Below are 20,898 nucleotides of genomic sequence, written 5' to 3' on the forward strand. Positions count from 1 at the left end.
CAAACTATACCGCAGTGCAGCACATACTAATAATTTATTATTTAAATATGAGTTATTCAAAAAATATATATTTGAATTCAACTCAGTAATCCGAAAAATGCTGGGTGCGGCGCTGCCTGTTGCTACTGATGAACTTCTGGCCCGTTTACCGAAATTTCGTTGACCCAGCCTCATGCCGTCAAACGGTGCAAATTTTTGAAGGTCGGCAACCGCCCCATTGCCGACGGTCGCTCTCGATCAAAACAGGCGCATAACGAACGCGAGCGAGTTTGTCCGTTCAAGACTGCATGATCCGTGCGGTACCAGAGACGCGGATCGAGCTGCCCGTCGATGACGAGAATTCGGCTCGCAGGCGAGAACGCATGCCCATGTCTTCGCCCTGGATTATGTTGATAACGCCACCGTGGGGCCACCCGATGTCACGCAGGTAACCAGCAAGAGCTGCGGTCGCAGCGCCAGTTGCCGGATCTTCGTAGACGCCGGCAGACGCGAACGGATTGCGCGTATGGAACAGCTGCGCAGTCTCGGAATACGCCAGGAGGATAGTTACCAAACCCTCTCGAATCATTAGACTGCGACCAGTATTCAAATCGTACTTCATTGAGGCAAGTGCTTCGCGGGTTTTCAGGCCCAGTAGCAGATGGTCTGCTCCGGCATGGATAAGCGCAGGTGGAATACTGGGGTCAAGGTCAGCATGCTTGTAGCCGAACAAGTCGAGGACGGAGGATACAAGTTCAGGCGGCGCCAACTTGCTGCGCGTGGGCGGAGACTGCAGCGCAGCGGAAATAATCCCGCCGTTTCGGTGGCCTTCGACCGTAATGTCGGCCGCATTGAGGGTCAATGCAAACACGCCGTCGCCATTCTCGAGGGCCAGAGCCGCTCCAAGCGCAATCGTTGCATGACCACAGAATGGCACTTCGGATTCCGGCGAAAAGTAGCGTACTCGCCAGCCATTGCCTGTCGGAGCAGCAAAAGCAGTCTCCGAAAATCCAACCTCCGCTGCGATTCGCTGCATCTCTGCGTCGTTGGGGAGTTCATCGGCAATCAAGACGCCGGCGGGATTGCCTCCGGTATCCCCATCAGTGAATGCAGCGATTCTTAGGATATCCATCTTTTTTCCTTTGAAGCGACGGGATCGGTGTTGCCCGAACCACACACACTATGAAATGGCTCGCGCAGTTATGCATGCGCAGGCCCTGTTTGCATACGGCCTAAATCCTTCAATGATCTCGCCTTTAACCGAAATATCAGATTTTTCAGGATAGATTTGCATCCAGCAGCTGTCAAGAACAGCAATTGAGACTGACAAACGTTTCCTTATGGCCGCTTCCTGTCTTTCATGTACGTTCAGAGTCCGACCGCATCTATCAGCAAGCCGTCGGTTACCTTTTTACACTTAACATCCGTGTTGCTTGCGCCCATCCGCTAACAAAACATGAATGCCAACATCGCAGCGTCACCCTCAAGCATCACAAGTAATGTCACGCCCCAGAAACGTAGATCGGTTTGCAGGATGGCGGCAAGGTGCTCAACGCCCATATTCACTCGAATGCGTGCGATGCAAGAAACGGCGGTCAAGCCGGAGCGCGTGTATTTGTAGGATCAAATCTAGCTGACCGACTGCATCTTTAGTTTCAGCGCCTCGGGCCACCAGCGGCTAAACAGGTGCACATCCATGCCATGGGGGATGTACCACTTCCGCGTGGCGCCGTCCCATTTCGCGCCCAGGCGCTTGACGCTGTCCTTCTGTGCAAACGGCACGTCAAGAAACAATATGGCTTCCGCATTCCCGTGCGCAACTGGATTGACGGTTTTACGCGCCGGCGTTGCGGGCCGGCTCAATACGGCGCGCCCAACGATGGCGGCTTGTATTGTAACGACCCGTTCCGTGCCATCAGCAAGCGTCTCCACCGCGCGCGCACCATCAGCGGTGTCGATAATTGTTATATATGGCGGGTCAAACGGAGGTGGTTCATTCATATTCATAAAATAGCAATCACCAATCACATACTTGTCTCATCAGACCGGCAATTGCCATCAGTCGGCGGTGGCCCAGAGGGTTTTCTTGATGTCTTCAATCATTGAATTTTGTGTATTGATAAGTACATTTTGGCAATAATGGTAGTCGAGACATTAAAAAACCCGCATCCTCTGGGGAGAAACGCGGGTTCTTGGATTTCTACGGACTTCTTAAAACGAATATTTGGTGGAGGCGGCGGGAATCGAACCCGCGTCCAGAAGCACTCTACAGACAGTTCTACATACTTAGTGCTGCCATTTGATTTAATCCGTACGACGCGGACGCACACGCTGCGTAAAGACGAGCCACCTATTATTTAACAACCGACCAAGTGACCCGATCTGTTGCGATTCCTTGTAAATGACTCTACTGCTGTTGCCAGCCCACCCCAAGGAAGAAGTGGTGTAGAGCTAGCCGGTATTAAGCGGCTAGTGCGTACGAGTTATCGTTTGCAGTTATATATTTTCTGGATGTATTTACGAGGTAACCAGTCCTCGGTATGCCCTGCGCTGCTTTGCAACCCCTGTCGAAACCAGGTCGCCCCCAATACAGAACTTGTATTGTAACGTAGTAGTTGGTATCTCGCCGACTGGTTTCAAGAGCGGGAGCAAAAGAAAACCGCCCGAATCCTCGACCTCGGCAACCGGCCTGCATGCCGCGCGGACATCGTCTTTCGGCCAAGTTTTACCTGAAAAAATACAGGGCAATGTACTTTTTCAACGCCATAAAAATTAAGCGATAAATACAGCATTTCTCATATACCCTTTAAAATTTCGTCAAAATCGAAGCGGTTTCGGCGCTCTGGCGATAAATATGGAGGCGCCAGGCCCGGTTGCTGGAACTTTTTCAGCGCCCGTTCGTTAAACTGTGTAATGCGCATCCTTTCCGACCTCGACGATCATCACTGCATGGCACTGGCCCAAAGCGGCGATGGCAAGGCGTTCTCGGAACTGGTTGCGCGCTATCAGGATCGCATTTATCGCTTCCTGTTGCGCCTGACCGGTGCGCCGGATGCCGCGCTGGATCTGACGCAGGACACTTTCTTGCGGGCCTATCAAAGTCTGGAGCGCTGGCGCCCCGACGCGCTGTTCAGGACCTGGCTGTTCCGGATTGCGCGCAATATCGCATTCGACCGCTTGCGGCGCGAAAAACTGGCGACCTTCGTCGAACTGGAAGAGGATTTTGCACTGCAGGAAGATCCGGCCGCCGGACCCGAGGCATTGCTGGAAACCGCGCAACGCTATCGCCTGCTGGAAGCCGCACTGGCAAAACTGCCGGCCGAGCAGCGCGCGATTTTGCTGCTGCGCGAAATCGAGGAAATGACCTACGATGAAATCGCCCTGGTTCTGGACTTGAATCTCGGCACGGTCAAATCGCGCATCGCCCGGGCGCGCACTGCGCTGCTGGCCAAAATCGAACGTTGATGGGAGGACTTGTCATGCATTGCCCGCAACACAACAAACTGTCGGCTTACCTGGACCGCGCGCTGGCGGCCCGGGAGTACGGCCAGCTCACAGCCCATCTGCAGACTTGCCCGCTGTGCCGGCATCAGCTGGAAGCGCTGGCCGCGCTGCAACGGAATCTGCGCGATCTGCCTTCGCCGGTTCTGGGGTTCGATCTGGCGGCCCGGCTGCAGGACCGCATCCGCAGCGGGGCCGTGCAGCGCCGGCCGGTGCGCTCGTTCTGGTCCGCATGGGGGCCGGCCGGTCTGGCGGCTACGGCGGCGCTGACGGGCGGCGTCTGGCTCGGCGTCCTTTTGACCGGCGGCACGGTCGCCAGCGCGCCGCCAGCCGCGCTAGTGCGGGTATTCGATCCGGTGCCGCCGGGCGGGCTCTGTGCGGCCGCCGAACTTTGTCGTCTATCGAAGGGAATCCAATGAAGCGCAGCACATGGATATGGATATTGGCAGCCTCGCTCTCACTCAACCTCGGCTTCGCGGCAACGGTCGCCTATAAACAACTGCAGCAACTGCGGTCGGCGCCGGCAGCCCCAGGCGCGCAAGGCAGACCGGCCAGCCTGCCGGATCAATTGCAATTGAGCGCCGGGCAGCGTAGCCGCTGGCAGCAGGCCGAGCACGGCTTCGTCATCGATCTGGCCGCCAACTGGCGCGATATCCGGCAGCACCGCGAAGCGCTGATCAGGCAGATTTTTTCGGCCCAGCCAGAACGCGCAAAAATCGATGCCGAACAAACCAGGATCGCGCAACTGCAAGACGCACAGCAGCGTCGCGTGATCGCGCAGTTGCTGGAAGAGCGCGACTTGCTGGACCAGCGGCAGCGCGCTGCCCTGATGGCGCTATTGCTAGCGCGTTATGCGAACGAGGCAACGGAAGAAGAATTGCTGCACCGGGACCGATAAAAATTCGATCGTTTCGGCATGCATTCGTAAAAATATGGAACATATGCATTTGCCGTTCGTTTAATCAGGCAGTCGGACGTTTTTGCTCGACACAATCTAATCCATAAGCTGATTCAACCTGATACGGAGTGCACCATGAAATCACCAAAATTTTTGCTGCTGACAATCGCCCTCGCATTGCCATTGTCCGCCCTGGCCGCCGAGAGCGCCAAGCATGAACACGACGCGGCGACGCAAGTCCAGCTTGAGCTTAATGCCGGCAAGAAATGGAGCACCGACGCCCCGCTGCGCCAGGCCATGACCCATATCCGCAAGGCCGTTGCAACGGCCTTGCCGGCAGCCCACGGCGGGAAACTGACGCCTGCGCAGTACGATGCGTTCGGCAATGAGGTCACCGCGCAGATCACCTATATTGTGGAAAACTGCAAGCTCGATCCCCAAGCGGACGCGCAACTCCACGTCGTCGTGGGCGGCATCATGAGCGGCATCGATGTGGCAAGCGGCAAGCAGCACGACCAGGAGAGGGCGCTAGGCGTGGTTGCCATTGCACAATCCCTGAATAGCTACGGCAAGTACTTCGATCACGCAAACTGGAAATCGATCAAACTGCCGCATTAATGCAGCGGCACCACATCAGAAACGGCCGGGTTCAGGTTTCGCGTTCGCGCCCGCCCAAACCCGGCGCCCGCCGCATTGTTTTCAATATACTAACTTCTGTATAAAATTCGACCGCAGTAAAAATGCGCTGAATACCCGGCATTTTTAGCATACTCCAAGAAAAATAAAATATGCGCAGACTGCATTGCAAGTCTGCGGCGGCATCCGTGCAGCGCACCGCCAGCAACAATTCAATATTTCAACTATTGTTGAACAGTCGTTGTATAATCGCCGCATGGACATAACTACTGCAACCACCGTTTTTGAATCTCTGGCTTCCGGCATCCGGCTCGATATTTATCGGCTGCTGGTGCGCATCGGCCCGGCGGGCCTGGTCGCCGGCGAGATCGCCAGTGCGCTCGATATTGCGCCGACCAACCTGTCGTTCCACCTGAAGACGCTGACGCAAGCCAATTTATTGAAAGCGGCCCAGGAAGGCCGCTTTCAGCGCTACCGCGCGAACATGGCGCTGATGCAGGACTTGATCACTTACCTGACCGAAGAATGCTGCGCCGGGCATCCGGAGTTGTGCGGCGCGGCCTGCCCTGCGCCGATTTGTACCGAATCTTCGTGACCTGAGAACGCCATTTTCTGTACAGCGACAACGCTTGACGCCGGATTCCCACTTAAACCATCCCCCCTTTATCAAGGATATTCCCATGAGCACAATTCAAATCTTCGATCCCGCTCTGTGCTGCAGCAGCGGCGTATGCGGCACTGACGTCGATCAGGCGCTGGTGCATTTTTCCGCCGGCATTGGCTGGGCGATGCAAAACGGCGCGCAGGTCGAGCGCTTCAACCTGGCGCAGCAGCCGCTGGCGTTTGCCGAAAACACCGTGGTCAAAGGCTTTCTGCAGCGCTCCGGCGCGGAAGCGCTGCCGCTGATTCTGATCGATGGCGAAATCGCCTTGGCCGGGCGTTATCCGCTGCGCGCCGAACTGGCGCGCTGGGCCGGCCTCGTGGCCCCTGAGGCCGAAGCCGAAGCGAAGCCCGCCGGCGGATGCTGCGGCGGCAGCCGGTGCTGCTGATGGCGGCGCTGCCGATGCAGTTTCTCGACAATCCGCCGCCGTTCCTGTTCTTTACCGGCAAGGGCGGCGTCGGCAAGACTTCGCTGGCATGCGCCCACGCAGTGTCCCTGGCCGACCAGGGCAAGCGCGTGCTGCTGGTGTCGACCGATCCGGCATCGAATGTCGGCCAGGTATTCGGCATCGCCATCGGCAATCGCGTCACCAAGGTGGCCGCAGTGCCGGGCTTGGCGGCGCTGGAAATCGATCCGCAGGCGGCAGCGCAACTGTACCGCGACCGGATCGTCGGCCCGGTGCGCGGCGTGCTGCCGGATGCGGTCGTCAACAGCATCGAAGAACAATTGTCCGGCGCCTGCACCACCGAGATCGCCGCCTTCGACGAATTCACCGCGCTGCTGACCGATCCGGCTCTGCTGGATGCGTATGACCACATCGTGTTCGACACTGCGCCGACCGGCCACACGATCCGCCTGCTGCAGTTGCCGGGCGCGTGGGACGATTTCCTGCAGGAGGGCAAGGGCGATGCGTCCTGCCTGGGGCCGCTGGCCGGGCTGGAAAAACAGCGCGACCGCTATCATGCGGCGGTCGAGGCGCTGGCCGATCCGGCCCGTACCCGCCTGATCCTGGTCGCCCGCGCCCAAAGTGCGACGCTGCGCGAGGCGGCGCGCACCCATGAGGAACTGGCGGCGATCGGCCTCAAGCAGCAATATCTGGTGATCAACGGCATCCTGCCCGAGCACGAAGCCGCGCATGATGCGCTGGCCGCCGCCGTATTCAAGCGCGAGCAGCAGGCGCAAGCCGAGATGCCGGCGGCCTTGCAAGCGCTGCCGACCGACCGTATGGCGCTGAAATCATTCAACCTGGTCGGGCCGGCTGCGCTGCGCCAATTGCTGCGCGCGGACGAACCGGTATCCGGCACCGAATCCACTCCAGCGCCAGCCATCGATGCGCCCGCGCTGAGTACCTTGATCGATGACATCGCGGCCAACGGCCACGGCTTGATCATGCTGATGGGCAAGGGCGGAGTCGGCAAGACCACGCTGGCGGCGGCGGTCGCGCTGGCGCTGGCTGAGCGCGGCTATCCGGTGCATCTGACCACTTCCGATCCGGCCGCGCATTTAATTGAAACCCTGGCCGAAACCCCGGACCGCACGCTGCCGCAGCTGACGGTGAGCCGCATCGATCCGCAGGCCGAAACCGCACGTTACCGCCAGCAGGTGCTCGACACCAAGGGCAAGAGCCTGGATGCGCAAGGCCGCGCACTACTGGAAGAGGACCTGCGTTCGCCCTGCACCGAGGAAATCGCGGTGTTTCAGGCGTTCTCGCGCGCGATCCGCGCAGCCGGCAAGCAGTTCGTCGTGATGGATACCGCGCCGACCGGCCACACGCTGCTGTTGCTGGACGCGACCGGCGCCTATCACCGCGAAGTAGCGCGCCAAATGACCGATCCGCATCTGCATTTCAGCACGCCGATGATGCAACTGCAGGACCCGGCACGGACCAAGGTGCTGCTGGTGACGCTGGCCGAAACCACGCCGGTGCTGGAAGCGGCCGGCCTGCAAGCCGACCTGCGCCGCGCCGGCATCGAACCGTGGGCCTGGATCGTCAACAACAGCCTGGCCGCCGCCCAGCCGCAGTCAGCCCTGCTGCGCCGGCGCGCCGCCAACGAACTGGCGCAGATCACGCTGGTGGCGGCGCAGCACGCGCAACGCTATGCAGTGGTGCCGCTGCAAACCGCGGAACCGGTCGGCGTGGCGCGCCTGCTGGCGCTGGCAGGCGCGCGGGCACCGGATCAAGCATCACCCACCATCACCAAAGGAAACCCAGCATGAGCGACAAGATTTACAACGTACTGTTCCTGTGCACCGGCAACTCGGCGCGCAGCATCATCGCCGAAGCCGTCCTGAACCGGCTTGGCGCAGGGCGCTTCCGCGCCTACAGCGCGGGCAGCCACCCGCGCGGCGCGGTGCACCCGCTGACGCTGGATTTGCTGCAAAAGAACCACTATGACGTCAGCACTCTGCGCAGCAAGAGCTGGGACGAATTTGCCGCGCCCGGCGCGCCGCAGATGGATTTCATTTTCACCGTCTGCGACCAGGCCGCCGGCGAAGTCTGCCCGATCTGGCCGGGGCAACCGGTCAGCGCGCATTGGGGCTTCGCCGATCCGTCGCATGTGGAAGGCGATGATGAAGCCAAACGCAAGGCGTTTGCCCACGCCGATATCGAAATCAGCAACCGCATCCGGCTGTTCCTGAGCCTGCCGCTCGGCACGCTGGATCGGCTGTCGCTGCAAAAGCAATTGCACGAAATGGGCCAAAGCCAATAATTTTTTACCGGAGCGCTCATGTCTGCACCATCTGAAGTCATCGCCAAACAGGCGGCCGGCGCGCCGCTAAACCTGTTCGAACGCTATCTGACGGCCTGGGTTGCGCTCTGCATCGCGGTCGGGATTGCGCTCGGCCAGGGCTGGCCGCAGCTGTTCCAGGCGATCGGGGCGATGGAAGTCGCCAAGGTCAACCTGCCGGTCGGGCTGCTGATCTGGGTGATGATCATCCCGATGCTGGTCAAGATCGACTTCGGCGCGCTGCACCAGGTCCGCCAGCACACCAGGGGCATCGCGGTCACGCTGTTCGTCAACTGGGCGGTGAAGCCGTTTTCGATGGCGCTGCTGGGCTGGCTGTTCATCCGGCTCTGGTTTGCGCGGTATCTGCCGGCCGCCCAGATCGATTCCTACATCGCCGGCCTGATCCTGCTGGCGGCCGCACCCTGCACCGCAATGGTGTTCGTCTGGAGCCGGCTGACCGGCGGCGACCCTTACTTCACGCTGTCGCAGGTGGCGCTCAACGACCTGATCATGGTGTTCGCGTTCGCGCCGCTGGTCGCGCTGCTGCTGGGCGTATCCAGCATCACGGTGCCGTGGGCCACGCTGCTGACTTCGGTAGTGCTGTATATCGTGCTGCCGGTGATCATCGCCCAGATAATCCGGCGCGCGCTGCTGGCCAGAAGCCATGCCAGGTTCGACGCGGTGCTGCACCGGATCCAGCCGTGGTCGGTTGCTGCCTTGCTGGCCACGCTGGTGCTGCTGTTCGCGTTCCAGGGCGACGCCATCCTGCGCCAGCCGCTGGTGATCGCGCTGCTGGCGGTGCCGATTCTGATCCAGGTGTTTTTCAATGCGGGGCTGGCCTACTGGCTCAACCGGAAGGTCGGCGAAAAGCATGCGGTGGCCTGCCCGTCGGCGCTGATCGGCGCTTCCAACTTCTTCGAGCTGGCAGTGGCGGCCGCGATCAGCCTGTTCGGTTTCGAGTCCGGCGCCGCGCTGGCCACCGTGGTCGGCGTGCTGATCGAAGTGCCGATGATGCTGCTGGTGGTGAAGGCGGCAAACGCAAGCAAACCCTGGTACGAAGCCGGCAATCGGGCTTAACTTGACTGCCGAATCATGGGGTATATGCAAAAACTACGGCGTTTCAGCCTAATTTAAACGCGGAATTAAAATATACATATATAAGTATATTTTCACTCTACAAAGCTGCCAGCAAACGCTGCGGCGATCCCAGAACAGGCTTGCCAATCAGGCGCCGGTTGCCGCCAGCCTGCCGCAGCCGCTGCGACGCACCGGCTGCGGCCACTGCCGGCTGCGCCGGAATTTCGCCGCCGAGATTGAATACACTGACGGCCTGCGCCAGATGGGTGGCCTGCTCCTGCAGCGCTTCGGATGCCGCCGCAGCCTCCTCCACCAGTGCGGCGTTTTGCTGCGTGACTTGATCCATTTGCGCCACCGCCTGGTTGACTTGCTCGATGCCCTGGCTTTGTTCCTGGCTGGCGCTGGTGATCTCGGACATGATGTCGGCCACTTTCTGGACGCTGGTGACGATGTCATCCATGGTGGCGCCCGCTTGTCCGACCAGCGTGCTGCCGGCATCCACCTTGCGCACCGAGTCGTCGATCAGAACCTTGATTTCCTTCGCGGCGCTGGCGCTGCGCTGCGCCAGGCTGCGCACTTCGGTCGCCACCACCGCAAAGCCGCGGCCCTGCTCGCCGGCGCGCGCCGCTTCCACCGCCGCATTCAGCGCCAGGATGTTGGTCTGGAACGCGATGCCGTCGATGACGCCGATGATGTCGGCGATCTTGCCGGACGAGACATTGATCGCGTCCATGGTGTCGACCACCTGCGCCACCACCGCCCCGCCCTTGATCGCCACCGCCGAAGCCGAAGCCACTAATTGGTTGGCCTGGCGCGCATTGCCGGCATTTTGCCGGACGGTCGAGGTCAGCTCTTCCATCGAACTGGCGGCTTCTTCCAGCGCGCCGGCCTGGGATTCGGTGCGCGCGGAGAGGTCGGCATTGCCGCCGGCGATTTCGCCGGTAGCTTGCGCGATGGCGTCGGTGCTGTGGCGCACGTTGCCGATCAGTTGATGCAAGGCGGCATTCATGTCGCGCAGCGCGGCCAGCAGCTGCCCGGTTTCATCCTTGCCGGCCACCACGATCTGCGCCGACAAATCACCGGCGGCAACGCGCTGGGCAATCCGCACTGCCGCGTGCAACGGGCGCGAGATCGAGCGGCTGATCAGCCACGCGCACGCCTGGCCGAACAGCAGCGCAACGACGGTTAGCGCCACCATCAGAATCCGGCCGTTCTGGAAATGCGCGTCGGCCTGGCTGGCCTGCGCCAGCGACAGGTTTTGCTGATGCAGCATCAGTTGCCGGGCGCTGTGCAGATAGGCATCGACCACCGGCAGGAATTTTTCCTCGATCATCTGGTCGGCCACCGCATTCCTGCCGGTTCTTTTCAGTTCCAGAATGGTGGCGCCGACAGATGCGTACTCCGTGCGTGTTTCGGCGATCCGCTGCAACAATGCCTTCCCTTCGGCGGACCTGATCAGCGGCTCCAGTTTTTTCTGGATCGCATCGATTCTGCTGCCGGCGGCTGCAATTTGTTCCTTGAAGTGCTGCTGCGATTCCGGCTCATCGGTTCTGGCCACGGCCACCGTGCGCACGCTGTTGGCGCTGATCTCGGAAAACCATTCGGCGGCCAGGCGCTCGATCGTCATGGTGCCGGATGACATTTCATGCGCCACTGCGCCGACCGCCTGCAGGCGGGCTATGCCCATGCCGGCCACTGCCAGCATTAAAATCAGTACCGCAGAAAAACCGGCTCCGAGACGGGCGCTGATACTGTAATTATTCAGATTCATGTGGGTTTTACCTTTATGCAACGCAGATTGCGGCCGCGGGTTTTTGGTTGCTATTTGACAATGTAGCGAATCAGAATGTACAGAGCGAATATGACCGCCGCATGACGCTGCAGTGAAGATGCAATGACAATGTGTTGCCGCTGCAGGCGTAAAAAAACCAGCCCCCGGCTGGTCCTTGAAGCTCGTCCCGCATGGCTGCGAATCACTCGCTGGCGCGCACCCGCAGGAAGCTGGCGAAACGCGGCAAGCCGTTCGGCGTGCGTTCGCGGTAGCGGTAGGTCACAGTACTGCCGAGCGGCGGCGGCGCGCGGCGCTGGGCGTCGCTCATGCCGGTCGCCAGCCGGAAGCGCTGGCCGTCGGCGCTTTCCACCAGCAAGGCGCCGCACATGCCCTGATACTTCCCTTGCCCGGGCAGATGGGCAACCACCGTGGCCTCGGCGTCGTGTTGCGGCTTCAGTTTCAGCAGTGCATCGGTGCGCCCGGTTTGCCACAGCGCATCGGCGCGGTGCAGCATCAGGCCCTCGCCGCCAGCCCGCACCACCTGCCGCAAGCGGGCTTGCAGCGCCTGATGATCGGCGATCTGCACTTGCGGCACCAGCTGCAGCCAGCGCAGATCGGCTTGCGCGACGCTGGCCTGCAAGGCCGCCACGCGCTGGCTGAAAGTGCCGGGCGCTTGCGGCCACTCGAATACCTGATAGCTGATCTGGCGCCACTCGGCATCGTTCGGGCTCTGGCGCCGCACCGCCGCCGACAGGAGATCGAACTTGCGCCGGCCGATCCACAACTCGCCATCCAGCGGATGGGCGGGAAAGCCGGCGACAAACCAGTCCGGCGCAGCAATAACCCTGCCGCTGCGAAAGCGCAGCGCATGGCCGTCCCACAGCGCCCGCACGCCATCGAGCTTTTCGCTCACCAGATACGCTGCCGGGTCGATTGCATCATTGAAATTCTGCGCCAGCAGCACTGCCGGCGCGGCGGCGTCAACGCGCGCTGCGTACGCCGGCAGCCCGGGCTGCAGCACGCCGCCCAGCACCAGTAGCGCCAGCAGGCGCCGCAGCGCAGGCAGCTTCATCGCCGGCCCGGCAAGCCGATGACGCGGCCGCGCTGCAAGAACATCGGGCTGGCGGCGCATGATGACTCCCTTGTGACGGTTGATCGAATGATTGTAATTTACCATGTATTTCCCGCAGGAAAAATCGATCGCATCGGAGCGATTGCGTGCGCTGGCCCGATCATGCAGAATCGGAACCTCACCTTTGCACGATTGCAAAAAGGAATCACCAATGTCGACATTACCGGGCGCCGCAACAGCAACCGTCACTGCAGAAGATCTGTGCGAGGCGGCGCAGGCGCTGATTCATTCGCGCCAGAACATTTCACCCAAGCGGCTGGCAGCGCCCGGCCCGACGCCGGAGCAGCTCGAACAATTGCTCGGTGCGGCAGCCGCAGCGCCGGATCACGGCCAGTTGCATCCGTGGCGCTTCGTCATCATCCCGGCGGACAAGCGCACGCTGCTGGCCGAAGTGTTCGCCCAAGCGTTGATCGAACGCGATCCCGCTGCCACGCCCGAACAGCTTGCCAGCGCGCGCGAAAAGGCGCACCGGGCGCCGCTGCTGATGCTGGCGGTGGCCCGGCTGGGGCCGATGGAACCGGACATCCCGGCGCTGGAACGGATGGTGTCGTTTGGCTGCGCGCTGCAAAACATGCTGCTGTCGGCACATGCGATGGGCTTCGGCTCCGGCCTCACCAGCGGGCAGGCGATGGCATCGGCACCGATGCAAAAATTATTTGCACTGAGCGCCGGCGAACACCCGGTATGCTTCATCAATATCGGCACCGTCAGCCGCCGCAAGCCGCCGCCGCCGCGACCGGGACCGTGGGAATTCACTTCGACGCTCTGAACTTTCCGCATACCAATATTGGCATATATCGGCATACTCGATGATCATCGAACAACAGAAAGAGCGACATGACACGCACCACCCACCCTGAACGACACCGTACCGAACGCATCGGCTGGCTGCGCGCCGCAGTGCTGGGGGCCAACGATGGCATCGTCTCCACCGCCAGTCTGCTGGTGGGGATTGCCGCCGCCAGTGCCGGGCGCAGCGAATTATTGCTGACCGGGGTAGCGGGACTGGTGGCAGGCGCGATGTCGATGGCGGCCGGCGAATACGTGTCGGTCAGCTCGCAGTCCGACACCGAGCAGGCCGATCTGGAGCGCGAACGGATCGAACTGGCCGAGCAACCGGAACACGAACAGCAGGAACTGACCGCCATCTACATGCAACGCGGGCTGACGCGGGCGCTGGCAATGCAGGTGGCGCGGCAACTGATGCAGCACGATGCGCTGGGCGCGCATGCGCGCGACGAACTCGGCATTTCGGAGGCCGCCAGCGCGCGACCGGTACAGGCCGCGCTGACCTCGGCCGCCACCTTCTCCGTGGGCGCCGCTTTGCCGCTACTGACGACGCTGCTGGCCCCGCTGCCGCAACTGGTGCCGCTGATCGCAGGCACCTCGCTGGCGTGCCTGGTCGGGCTGGGCGCGCTGGGCGCCCACGCCGGCGGCGCGTCAGTGCCCCAGGCTGCGCTGCGGGTGGCTTTCTGGGGCGCGCTGGCGATGGCGGCCACGGCCGGTGTCGGCAAACTGTTTGGTGCAGTGGTCTGATTGATGCAACGCAAGCAGCCTGGGCAGCACTTGCGTTAATTTCAACACAACTGAACGAGTGCTTGCTCTAACCGGGAAACTTCGCGCCATGGAATACAAGGACTATTACGCCAGCCTCGGCGTGCCGCGTACCGCCACCCAGGATGATATCAAGCATGCGTATCGCAAGCTGGCGCGCAAATACCACCCCGACGTCAGCAAGGAAGCCGATGCGGAGGCGCGCTTCAAGGAAATGGGCGAAGCGTACAAAGTGCTGAAGGACCCGGAAACCCGCGCCGCCTACGATCAGGTCGGCAACCAGTGGAAAAACGGGCAGGAGTTCCAGCCGCCGCCGAACTGGGATGCCGGCTTCGAATTCAGCGGCCGCGATGCCGGCGCCGGCGCCGATTACAGCGATTTTTTCGAGGCGCTGTTCGGCCGCCAGGCCGGGCGCGGGCATGCATCGCGGCAGAGCATGCATGCGCCGGGCCAGGATCATCACGCCAAGGTCCAGATCGACCTGGGGGACGCCTACCACGGGGCGCAGCGCAGCATCTCGCTGCGTTTGCCGGTGATGGACGCCCAGGGCCGCGTCGTCACCCAGGAACGCACGCTCGACATCACTATCCCGAAAGGAATTCGCGAGGGTCAGCATTTGCGCCTCTCCGGACAGGGCGGACCGGGGCTGGGCGGCGGCCCGGCCGGCGACCTGTACCTGGAAATCGCATTCCGGCCGCACCCGCATTACCGGGTCGATGGCCGCGATGTGTATTTCGATTTGCCGCTGGCGCCCTGGGAAGCGGCGCTCGGCGGCAGCATCACCGCACCGACCCCGGAAGGCTCGGTGCATCTGACGATTCCGCCCGGATCGAGCGCCGGACGCAAGCTGCGCCTGAAAGGCCAGGGCATTCCGGGCAGCCCGGCCGGCGACCTGTACGCAGTGCTGACGATCGCGCTGCCGCCAGCCGATAACGAGCGCGCCAAGGAAGCCTACCGTGCGATGGCGCAAGCCTTCGACTTCAATCCGCGCGCCCATCTGCATTTGTAAGGATAATTCGCCATGAGCCCAACGATTACGACCTATCTGCAGGGCCAGGTGGTCGAGGACGAAATCGAGCTGACCTTAATCGAGCTGTGCCAGGCCACCGATGCGCCGCCGGAACAGGTCACGGTCTGGGTGCTGGAAGGCGTGCTGGAGCCAAGCGGCCGGCAGCCGCAGGAGTGGCGCTTCGGCGGTGCCGCGCTGCGCCGCGCACGGCTGGCATTGCGGCTGTCCCGCGACCTCGAAATCAATCCGGCCGGCGTCGCGCTGGCGCTCGATCTGCTGGATGAAATCGCCACGCTGGAAGCCCGGCTCAAGCGCCGCAGCGCGCATTGAAACGCATTGCACTCAATCTACCAGGAGTCCGTCATGGAACAGCCGCACCATCCGCTCGAAGAACTGTTCAGGCAACTCGGCCTGCCCGCCGAAGCCGCGGCGATCGACCGCTTCATCGCCACTCATGCGCCGCTGGCGGCCGATGTCGCGCTGGCCGATGCGCCGTTCTGGACTCCGGCCCAGGCCACGTTCCTGCGCGAAGAGATTCTGGAAGATGCCGACTGGGCCGAGATCGTCGATCATCTGAATGCGGCGCTGCGCTGACATCAAGGTAACCGGGCGCGGGCGCAACATCCGACATGCGGTATTCTTCGGCTTGCAGTTGCGCCTGCCAGAAACCGGCGCCGATTGCCTGGTGCAGCCAATCTCCGTGCACGCATTTCTCCTTTCAAAATTTCAGGAACCCGATGAAACAACTGATTCTTGCCTCTTTGCTCGCCCTCTCCGCCACTGCCGTCCTGGCCCAAGTCCAGATCGGGGTCAAGGACCCCTGGGTACGCGCCACCGTGCAGCAACAGAAAACCACCGGCGCTTTCATGCAACTGAGCGCCAGGCAGGATGCCCGCCTGGTCGAAGTGCGCTCGCCGGCGGCCGCTACGGTCGAAATCCATGAAATGTCGATGGCAAACAACGTGATGAAGATGCGCTCCGTGGCCGGCCTGGACTTGCCGGCCGGCCAAACTATCGGCCTGAAACCGGGCGGCTATCACATCATGCTGATCAACCTGAAGCAGCAAATCAAGGATGGCGACCTGGTGCCGCTGACGCTGGTGGTCGAAGGCAAGGACAAGAAACGCCAAACCATCGAACTGCAAGTGCCGGCACGGCCGCTCAATAGCGCCGGCGCCATGAAGCACTAACGCATTCGCGAAGATGCGCAATGCCCGATAAGCAGCACGCCGCCCTGCAGCAGCAATTGCAGCTGATAGCTGCGCTGCAGCGGCAAGGCCTGGAGCTGATCGAAACCCACATTTCATGGATTTTGCTCGGCGGCGACAGCGCCTGGAAAATCAAGAAGGCGCTCGACCTGGGCTTTCTCGACTTCAGCACGCTGGCCAAGCGGAAGTTTTATTGCGAAGAAGAAATCCGCCTCAACCGGCGGCTGGCGCCGGAAATCTATCTGGATGCAATGCCGATCGGCGGCAGTATCGATGCGCCGCAGTTGGGACGTTTGCCGGCGCTTGAATATGCGGTCAGAATGCGCCGTTTCGATGTATCCGGCCAGCTGGACGCGCTGCTGGCAGCCGGCCGCCTGCGCGCCGAGCATATCGATCGGCTGGCCGCCCTCCTGGCGCATTTCCACGCCAGTCTGCCGGCAGCCGACCCAGGCAGCGGGTTCGGCAGCGCCGACGCCATTCTGGCCGTCAGCCGGCAGAATTTCGAGCAACTCGATGCGCTATGCAGCAACGCCGGCGAACGCCGCGCACTGCTGCACTTGCGGCAAGCCACCGACGCCGAATTCGCCGCCTGCCGGCCGCTGTTCGAACAGCGCCGCAGCGCCGGCTTCGTGCGCGAATGCCACGGCGATCTGCATCTGGGCAATATCGTGCTGATCGACGACCGGCCGGTGCCGTTCGACTGCCTCGAATTCAATCCCGGCTTGCGCTGGATCGACGTCATCAACGAGCTCGCCTTTCCGATGATGGACTTGATCCATCGTCAGCACAGCGGGCTGGCCTTTCGCTTGCTCAACGCCTATCTGGAAATCAGCGGCGACTACGCCGGCGTGGCGCTGTTGCGCTTCTACCTGGCCGGCCGCGCCACGGTGCGCGCCAAGGTCAGCGCGATTCGGATCAAACAATGCAGCACCCAGCCCGGCCTGGCGCCGGCTGCCGCGTCAAACGCGCAAGCCGACGCACGCAGCCACCTGGATTTGGCCGGCACGCTGCTGCGCACGCGCCGCCCGGCACTGGTCATCAGCCACGGCTTGCCCGGCTCCGGCAAAAGCACGCTGGCACTCGAAATACTGGAACGCCGGCAGGCGGTCCGGCTGCGCTCCGACGTCGAGCGCAAGCGCCTGTTCGGCTTGGCTGCGCTGGATCGCAGCAGCAGCGGGCAGGACATGTACGGCGCGGCGGCAACCCGGCGCACCTACGCCCACCTGCAGCGCACCGCGCACCAACTGCTGGCAGCCGGCTGGAGCGTGATCGTCGATGCCGCTTTCCTGCGCCGGGAAGAACGGGATGTCTTCCGGCAATTGGCACAGCAAATGGCGGTGCCGTTTGCGATCGCATCGACCCGGGCCGATGCCGAAATTCTGCGCAACCGCATCCGGCAGCGCAGCGCGCTCGGCAGCGACCCGTCGGAAGCCGACATCGCGGTGCTGGAAAAACTTGCCAGCATCCAACAGCCGCTGTCGCCGGCCGAGCTGACACGCAGCGCGGTATTCGAAAGCCGGGCCGGCAGCAGCGGCTTTGCAGACTTGACCGGCAGCTGGGACCGGCTGGACCGGTTGCTGACAGCGGCTTAAGCACATGTTTTCGCCTGCAATAATACACATATAGGTATTATGAATATCCGCTCATAACATATGCTGCAACATCGGTATTTTCACCATACTCCCGGTAAAACCCTATATTTCCGCCGCCCACGCCGTCAAACTGCGCAGCGGGAGTTGTTACAAAAACCGGTCCAGCAGCTTGCGGCTGGCCTTGTCCAGCTGCTGCAGGTCGCGCACCAGGTACTGGACGCCGTGGCTGTCGGCAATGATCAGCCCGTCCGGCCCGATGCGGCGAATATCCTCTTCCCCCTTGAGCACGAAGCGGGTGTCGCCGCGGTCGGTGCAGACCTGCCAGGTGCTGGGAGTGGCGAACGCCGACACATGCCGGATCTGCAGGATCTGCGGCAAAAACTCGCGGCTGGCCAGCTCCTGCTCCAGCAGAATCCGCACCGTCTCGGGCAGATCGGATAATTGCTCGATCCAGGCCAGTTCGCGCCCGTCGCTGCTGACGACGGCAATGCCGTTATCCGGCGCGGCAATCGGAAACGCGCGCACCGGCACCACGCCGACATGACTCTGACCCTCGCCGGGCGCACTGAATACCAGTTTGCCGAAGGCGTTGCGTTCTATGGTGAAATTACTCATGCGACACTTTCGTCAAGTTCCGCGCCTTGCTCCAGCCGGTCCTGCTCGGCCTGGCGCGCCTGGGCCTGATACAGCCGGTAGTAGGCGCCCTGGCGCGCCAGCAATTCGTCGTGCTTGCCGACCTCGACGATCTGGCCGCGGTCCAACACCACCAGCCGGTCGGCCTGGCGCAGCGTCGACAGCCGGTGCGCAATCGCGATCGTGGTGCGGCCGCGCACCAGGTTGTCCAGCGCCTTTTGAATTTCGCGTTCGGTGGTGGTATCGACCGAGGACGTAGCCTCGTCCATGATCAGGATATGCGGATCGATCAGCAGCGCGCGCGCAATCGAAATCCGCTGGCGCTCGCCGCCGGACAGGGTCTGGCCGCGCTCGCCGACCATCGAATCGTAGCCGTGCGGCAGGCGCAGGATGAATTCATGCGCATTCGCGGCGCGGGCGGCGGCAATGATCTGCGCCCGGCTGGCGTCCGGCTTGCCGTAGGCAATGTTCTCGGCGATGGTGCCGAAGAATAGGAACGGTTCCTGCAGCACCAGGCCGATGTTGCTGCGGTATTCGGAAATCGGTAGCGAACGGATATCGACGCCGTCGATCAGGATCGCGCCGGCGGAAACGTCGTAAAAACGGCAGATCAGGTTGACCAACGTGCTCTTGCCGGAACCGCTGTGGCCGACCAGGCCGATCATTTCGCCCGGCTGGATGTCGAGGTCGAGGCCGCGAATCACCGCCCGGTTGCCGTAGCGAAAGCCGATATTCCTGATCTCGATGCGGCCCTCGATATGCTGCAGATGGACCGGATTGGCGGCTTCCGGCACGCTCGATACGTGGTCCAGGATGTCGAAGATGCGCTTGGCGCCGGCCGCGGCTTTCTGCGTCACCGAGACGATCCGGCTCATCGAATCGAGCCGGGTGTAGAAGCGGCTGATATAGGCCAGGAACGCAGTCAGCACGCCGACCGTGATCATGCCGTGCGATACCTGCCAGATGCCGACCGCCCACACCACCAGCAAGCCGACTTCAGTCAGGAAGCTGACCGTCGGCGAAAACAGCGACCAGATCTTGTTGACCCGGTCATTGATCAGCAGGTTGTGGTTGTTGGCTTCGCGAAAGCGCGCGGCCTCGCGTTTTTCCTGGGCAAAGGCCTTGACCACGCGGATGCCGGGAATGGTGTCGGCCAGCACATTGGTCACTTCCGACCAGATGCGATCGATTTTTTCGAAGCCGTAGCGCAATTTGTTGCGCACCACGTGGATCATCCAGGCGATGAAAGGCAGCGGCACCAGCGTCACCAGCGCCAGCCAGGGATTGATCGAGATCAAGATCACCGCCGTCATCACGATCATCAGCACATCGGTGGCGAAGTCCAGCAGGTGCAGCGACAGGAAGACGCAAATGCGGTCGGTCTCGGAACCGATGCGCGTCATCAGGTCGCCGGTGCGCTTGCCGCCAAAATATTCGAGCGACAGCCGCAGCAGGTGTTCGTAGGTGCTGGTGCGCAAGTCGGCGCCGATGCGCTCGGAGACCAGCGCCAGAATGTAAGTGCGGGCCCAGCTCAGCAGCCAGGCCAGCAAGGCCGAGCCGAACAGGCCGCCCAGATACAGCGTGACCAGACTGACATCGATCGGCGCCCCGTTCTGATACGGGATCAGCACATTGTCCATCAGCGGCATGGTCATGTACGGCGGCACCAGGGTCGCCGCGGTGGCGGCCAGCGTCAGGAAAAATCCCAGCAGCAATTGGCCGTTATAAGGCCGAGCAAAGCGCCACAGCCGGAACAGGGTCCAGCTCGACGGCGCGGCGGCGGCTTCCGGGGTGCAGACCGGGCACTCCTCCTGGCCCGGCTCCAGGATGGCGTTGCAGCTCGGGCACACGGTTTCCTCGGGCGCGATCACCGCCTGCCCGGACACCGCCGCATGGCAGTGCTGCTCGAACTGGCCCATCAGGCGCAAGGCGTCGGTATTGTGGCCCAGCGTGTAGCGCCAGCAGGCCAGCCGGGCGCCGGCATCGTGCAACTCCAGGCTGCCGACGCCGGCATGGTCGTGGTGCAGCAGAACCAGATCGGGCCGATACGGCCATTCCTGCCAACTGGCATCATTACGGGTCTTGAACAGCAGCCGGAAGTTGCTGACCACCACGATGCCCGGTACAAAATGCAGCTGCGCATCGAGATCGATCTCGCAATGCGCGAGCACGGTTTCATCTTTGCGCAGCTGGGAATGCAGGTCGTGCTGCCAGGCGGCAGGCACTTCATATTTTTTCGACAATAATATCGGCGAGGCAGTTTTCATTAAAGCGGCAGGGTAAGGCTGAATGGGCGTGCGGTGGGCGAATTTACGTATGGAAATACTCTTTTAAGCTGAATTAACGCACTATTTTGCGCCAAGTATATCCAAAGGCATTGCGGTTGTTTGCTAGTATTTCACATTCGCACGAATTTTCCCGCTGCCGAAGTAAACCAAATCGCGCCAGACGCGTTAAAGTCATTTTATTCGTATACTTTTTTTGCCTTCATCTAACCGCCTCACTATTCATATATGAA

At 61.8% G+C, this 20,898-nt stretch carries 22 protein-coding genes and 1 other RNA gene; 16 read left to right on the plus strand and 7 right to left on the minus strand.

Going from position 1 to position 20,898, the window contains the following annotated elements; all coding sequences use genetic code 11:
* Window positions 1-277 precede the first annotated feature (277 nt).
* The 3 genes from HMCN_RS0112530 to ssrA all read right to left on the minus strand — a co-directional run bounded on the left by HMCN_RS0112530 (window position 278) and on the right by ssrA (window position 2,565).
* The gene (locus HMCN_RS0112530; RefSeq protein ID WP_025917721.1) at window positions 278-1,111 is read right to left on the minus strand and encodes a PhzF family phenazine biosynthesis protein; all 834 of its coding nucleotides are present in this window, start codon (window positions 1,109-1,111) and stop codon (window positions 278-280) included.
* 497 nt (window positions 1,112-1,608) lie between these two features.
* Window positions 1,609-1,986, minus strand: a complete 378-nt coding sequence (locus HMCN_RS0112540) for a DUF5710 domain-containing protein (RefSeq protein WP_025917722.1) — start codon at window positions 1,984-1,986, stop codon at window positions 1,609-1,611.
* Between the two features lie 218 nt (window positions 1,987-2,204).
* Window positions 2,205-2,565, minus strand: a transfer-messenger RNA (tmRNA) gene (ssrA, locus tag HMCN_RS18740).
* A 327-nt stretch (window positions 2,566-2,892) separates the two neighbouring features.
* Between ssrA and HMCN_RS0112545 the strand changes: the two genes are divergently transcribed.
* The 9 genes from HMCN_RS0112545 to arsB all read left to right on the plus strand — a co-directional run bounded on the left by HMCN_RS0112545 (window position 2,893) and on the right by arsB (window position 9,481).
* Complete coding sequence (locus HMCN_RS0112545; protein WP_025917723.1) at window positions 2,893-3,444, plus strand: sigma-70 family RNA polymerase sigma factor; 552 nt, start codon at window positions 2,893-2,895, stop codon at window positions 3,442-3,444.
* Window positions 3,445-3,458: 14 nt separating this feature from the next.
* Complete coding sequence (locus HMCN_RS0112550) at window positions 3,459-3,899, plus strand: anti-sigma factor (RefSeq protein ID WP_025917724.1); 441 nt, start codon at window positions 3,459-3,461, stop codon at window positions 3,897-3,899.
* Complete coding sequence (locus HMCN_RS0112555) at window positions 3,896-4,378, plus strand: periplasmic heavy metal sensor (RefSeq protein WP_025917725.1); 483 nt, start codon at window positions 3,896-3,898, stop codon at window positions 4,376-4,378. The genes HMCN_RS0112550 and HMCN_RS0112555 overlap by 4 nt, the downstream gene beginning before the upstream one ends.
* Before the next feature lie 135 nt (window positions 4,379-4,513).
* Window positions 4,514-4,996: a hypothetical protein gene (locus HMCN_RS0112560; RefSeq protein ID WP_025917726.1), complete on the plus strand. Its 483-nt coding sequence runs from the start codon at window positions 4,514-4,516 to the stop codon at window positions 4,994-4,996.
* A gap of 274 nt (window positions 4,997-5,270) precedes the next feature.
* Window positions 5,271-5,609: a helix-turn-helix transcriptional regulator gene (locus tag HMCN_RS0112570; protein WP_025917728.1), complete on the plus strand. Its 339-nt coding sequence runs from the start codon at window positions 5,271-5,273 to the stop codon at window positions 5,607-5,609.
* An 85-nt stretch (window positions 5,610-5,694) separates the two neighbouring features.
* The gene (gene arsD, locus HMCN_RS0112575) at window positions 5,695-6,063 is read left to right on the plus strand and encodes an arsenite efflux transporter metallochaperone ArsD (protein ID WP_025917729.1); all 369 of its coding nucleotides are present in this window, start codon (window positions 5,695-5,697) and stop codon (window positions 6,061-6,063) included.
* Between the two features lie 14 nt (window positions 6,064-6,077).
* Window positions 6,078-7,892 carry an arsenical pump-driving ATPase gene (gene arsA / locus HMCN_RS0112580; RefSeq protein ID WP_025917730.1) on the plus strand — a complete coding sequence of 605 codons (1,815 nt, stop codon included), beginning with the start codon at window positions 6,078-6,080 and terminating at the stop codon, window positions 7,890-7,892.
* A complete protein-coding gene (locus HMCN_RS0112585) occupies window positions 7,889-8,386 on the plus strand; it encodes an arsenate reductase ArsC (RefSeq protein WP_025917731.1) in 498 nt (165 codons plus the stop codon). The genes arsA and HMCN_RS0112585 overlap by 4 nt, the downstream gene beginning before the upstream one ends.
* Window positions 8,387-8,404: 18 nt before the next feature.
* Window positions 8,405-9,481, plus strand: a complete 1,077-nt coding sequence (gene arsB, locus HMCN_RS0112590) for an ACR3 family arsenite efflux transporter (RefSeq protein WP_025917732.1) — start codon at window positions 8,405-8,407, stop codon at window positions 9,479-9,481.
* A gap of 97 nt (window positions 9,482-9,578) precedes the next feature.
* Here the strand turns inward: arsB and HMCN_RS0112595 are convergent, their stop codons facing one another.
* Both HMCN_RS0112595 and HMCN_RS0112600 read right to left on the minus strand, forming a co-directional pair.
* The gene (locus HMCN_RS0112595; protein WP_025917733.1) at window positions 9,579-11,252 is read right to left on the minus strand and encodes a methyl-accepting chemotaxis protein; all 1,674 of its coding nucleotides are present in this window, start codon (window positions 11,250-11,252) and stop codon (window positions 9,579-9,581) included.
* 202 nt (window positions 11,253-11,454) lie between these two features.
* Window positions 11,455-12,384, minus strand: a complete 930-nt coding sequence (locus HMCN_RS0112600; RefSeq protein ID WP_035627003.1) for a DNA ligase — start codon at window positions 12,382-12,384, stop codon at window positions 11,455-11,457.
* 151 nt (window positions 12,385-12,535) lie between these two features.
* Here HMCN_RS0112600 and HMCN_RS0112605 point away from each other — a divergent pair, with 151 nt between their 5' ends.
* The 7 genes from HMCN_RS0112605 (at window position 12,536) to HMCN_RS0112635 (ending at window position 17,747) form a co-directional block, all read left to right on the plus strand.
* Window positions 12,536-13,153 carry a nitroreductase gene (locus HMCN_RS0112605; protein ID WP_025917735.1) on the plus strand — a complete coding sequence of 206 codons (618 nt, stop codon included), beginning with the start codon at window positions 12,536-12,538 and terminating at the stop codon, window positions 13,151-13,153.
* A 68-nt stretch (window positions 13,154-13,221) separates the two neighbouring features.
* The gene (locus tag HMCN_RS0112610) at window positions 13,222-13,920 is read left to right on the plus strand and encodes a VIT family protein (protein WP_025917736.1); all 699 of its coding nucleotides are present in this window, start codon (window positions 13,222-13,224) and stop codon (window positions 13,918-13,920) included.
* 88 nt (window positions 13,921-14,008) lie between these two features.
* The gene (locus HMCN_RS0112615) at window positions 14,009-14,947 is read left to right on the plus strand and encodes a DnaJ C-terminal domain-containing protein (protein ID WP_025917737.1); all 939 of its coding nucleotides are present in this window, start codon (window positions 14,009-14,011) and stop codon (window positions 14,945-14,947) included.
* 12 nt (window positions 14,948-14,959) lie between these two features.
* The gene (locus HMCN_RS0112620; protein WP_025917738.1) at window positions 14,960-15,277 is read left to right on the plus strand and encodes a chaperone modulator CbpM; all 318 of its coding nucleotides are present in this window, start codon (window positions 14,960-14,962) and stop codon (window positions 15,275-15,277) included.
* Between the two features lie 33 nt (window positions 15,278-15,310).
* Window positions 15,311-15,541 (plus strand): DUF2789 family protein, encoded by a 231-nt coding sequence (locus tag HMCN_RS0112625; protein ID WP_025917739.1) that lies wholly within the window; start codon window positions 15,311-15,313, stop codon window positions 15,539-15,541.
* A gap of 143 nt (window positions 15,542-15,684) precedes the next feature.
* Entirely contained in the window at window positions 15,685-16,137 is a 453-nt protein-coding gene (locus HMCN_RS0112630) for a copper chaperone PCu(A)C (RefSeq protein ID WP_025917740.1), read from the plus strand.
* Between the two features lie 20 nt (window positions 16,138-16,157).
* Window positions 16,158-17,747 (plus strand): bifunctional aminoglycoside phosphotransferase/ATP-binding protein, encoded by a 1,590-nt coding sequence (locus tag HMCN_RS0112635; RefSeq protein ID WP_025917741.1) that lies wholly within the window; start codon window positions 16,158-16,160, stop codon window positions 17,745-17,747.
* A 147-nt stretch (window positions 17,748-17,894) separates the two neighbouring features.
* Here HMCN_RS0112635 and HMCN_RS0112640 read toward each other — a convergent pair whose 3' ends face one another.
* Both HMCN_RS0112640 and HMCN_RS0112645 read right to left on the minus strand, forming a co-directional pair.
* A complete protein-coding gene (locus HMCN_RS0112640; RefSeq protein WP_025917742.1) occupies window positions 17,895-18,362 on the minus strand; it encodes a DUF1854 domain-containing protein in 468 nt (155 codons plus the stop codon).
* Window positions 18,359-20,647, minus strand: a complete 2,289-nt coding sequence (locus HMCN_RS0112645; RefSeq protein WP_025917743.1) for an ABC transporter ATP-binding protein — start codon at window positions 20,645-20,647, stop codon at window positions 18,359-18,361. The genes HMCN_RS0112640 and HMCN_RS0112645 overlap by 4 nt, the downstream gene beginning before the upstream one ends.
* Between the last annotated feature and the right edge of the window lie 251 nt (window positions 20,648-20,898).

This window comes from Herminiimonas sp. CN (assembly GCF_000622895.1).
In the GTDB taxonomy this organism is placed as follows: domain Bacteria; phylum Pseudomonadota; class Gammaproteobacteria; order Burkholderiales; family Burkholderiaceae_D; genus AVCC01.

Bases quoted from the DNA above. Each gene is read 5' to 3' on its own strand.
- HMCN_RS0112530 (WP_025917721.1), bottom strand. From the start codon at position 1,111: ATGGATATCCTAAGAATCGCTGCATTCACTGATGGGGATACCGGAGGC.
- HMCN_RS0112540 (WP_025917722.1), bottom strand. From the start codon at position 1,986: ATGAATATGAATGAACCACCTCCGTTTGACCCGCCATATATAACAATT.
- HMCN_RS0112545 (WP_025917723.1), top strand. From the start codon at position 2,893: ATGCGCATCCTTTCCGACCTCGACGATCATCACTGCATGGCACTGGCC.
- HMCN_RS0112550 (WP_025917724.1), top strand. From the start codon at position 3,459: ATGCATTGCCCGCAACACAACAAACTGTCGGCTTACCTGGACCGCGCG.
- HMCN_RS0112555 (WP_025917725.1), top strand. From the start codon at position 3,896: ATGAAGCGCAGCACATGGATATGGATATTGGCAGCCTCGCTCTCACTC.
- HMCN_RS0112560 (WP_025917726.1), top strand. From the start codon at position 4,514: ATGAAATCACCAAAATTTTTGCTGCTGACAATCGCCCTCGCATTGCCA.
- HMCN_RS0112570 (WP_025917728.1), top strand. From the start codon at position 5,271: ATGGACATAACTACTGCAACCACCGTTTTTGAATCTCTGGCTTCCGGC.
- arsD (WP_025917729.1), top strand. From the start codon at position 5,695: ATGAGCACAATTCAAATCTTCGATCCCGCTCTGTGCTGCAGCAGCGGC.
- arsA (WP_025917730.1), top strand. From the start codon at position 6,078: ATGCAGTTTCTCGACAATCCGCCGCCGTTCCTGTTCTTTACCGGCAAG.
- HMCN_RS0112585 (WP_025917731.1), top strand. From the start codon at position 7,889: ATGAGCGACAAGATTTACAACGTACTGTTCCTGTGCACCGGCAACTCG.
- arsB (WP_025917732.1), top strand. From the start codon at position 8,405: ATGTCTGCACCATCTGAAGTCATCGCCAAACAGGCGGCCGGCGCGCCG.
- HMCN_RS0112595 (WP_025917733.1), bottom strand. From the start codon at position 11,252: ATGAATCTGAATAATTACAGTATCAGCGCCCGTCTCGGAGCCGGTTTT.
- HMCN_RS0112600 (WP_035627003.1), bottom strand. From the start codon at position 12,384: ATGCGCCGCCAGCCCGATGTTCTTGCAGCGCGGCCGCGTCATCGGCTT.
- HMCN_RS0112605 (WP_025917735.1), top strand. From the start codon at position 12,536: ATGTCGACATTACCGGGCGCCGCAACAGCAACCGTCACTGCAGAAGAT.
- HMCN_RS0112610 (WP_025917736.1), top strand. From the start codon at position 13,222: ATGACACGCACCACCCACCCTGAACGACACCGTACCGAACGCATCGGC.
- HMCN_RS0112615 (WP_025917737.1), top strand. From the start codon at position 14,009: ATGGAATACAAGGACTATTACGCCAGCCTCGGCGTGCCGCGTACCGCC.
- HMCN_RS0112620 (WP_025917738.1), top strand. From the start codon at position 14,960: ATGAGCCCAACGATTACGACCTATCTGCAGGGCCAGGTGGTCGAGGAC.
- HMCN_RS0112625 (WP_025917739.1), top strand. From the start codon at position 15,311: ATGGAACAGCCGCACCATCCGCTCGAAGAACTGTTCAGGCAACTCGGC.
- HMCN_RS0112630 (WP_025917740.1), top strand. From the start codon at position 15,685: ATGAAACAACTGATTCTTGCCTCTTTGCTCGCCCTCTCCGCCACTGCC.
- HMCN_RS0112635 (WP_025917741.1), top strand. From the start codon at position 16,158: ATGCCCGATAAGCAGCACGCCGCCCTGCAGCAGCAATTGCAGCTGATA.
- HMCN_RS0112640 (WP_025917742.1), bottom strand. From the start codon at position 18,362: ATGAGTAATTTCACCATAGAACGCAACGCCTTCGGCAAACTGGTATTC.
- HMCN_RS0112645 (WP_025917743.1), bottom strand. From the start codon at position 20,647: ATGAAAACTGCCTCGCCGATATTATTGTCGAAAAAATATGAAGTGCCT.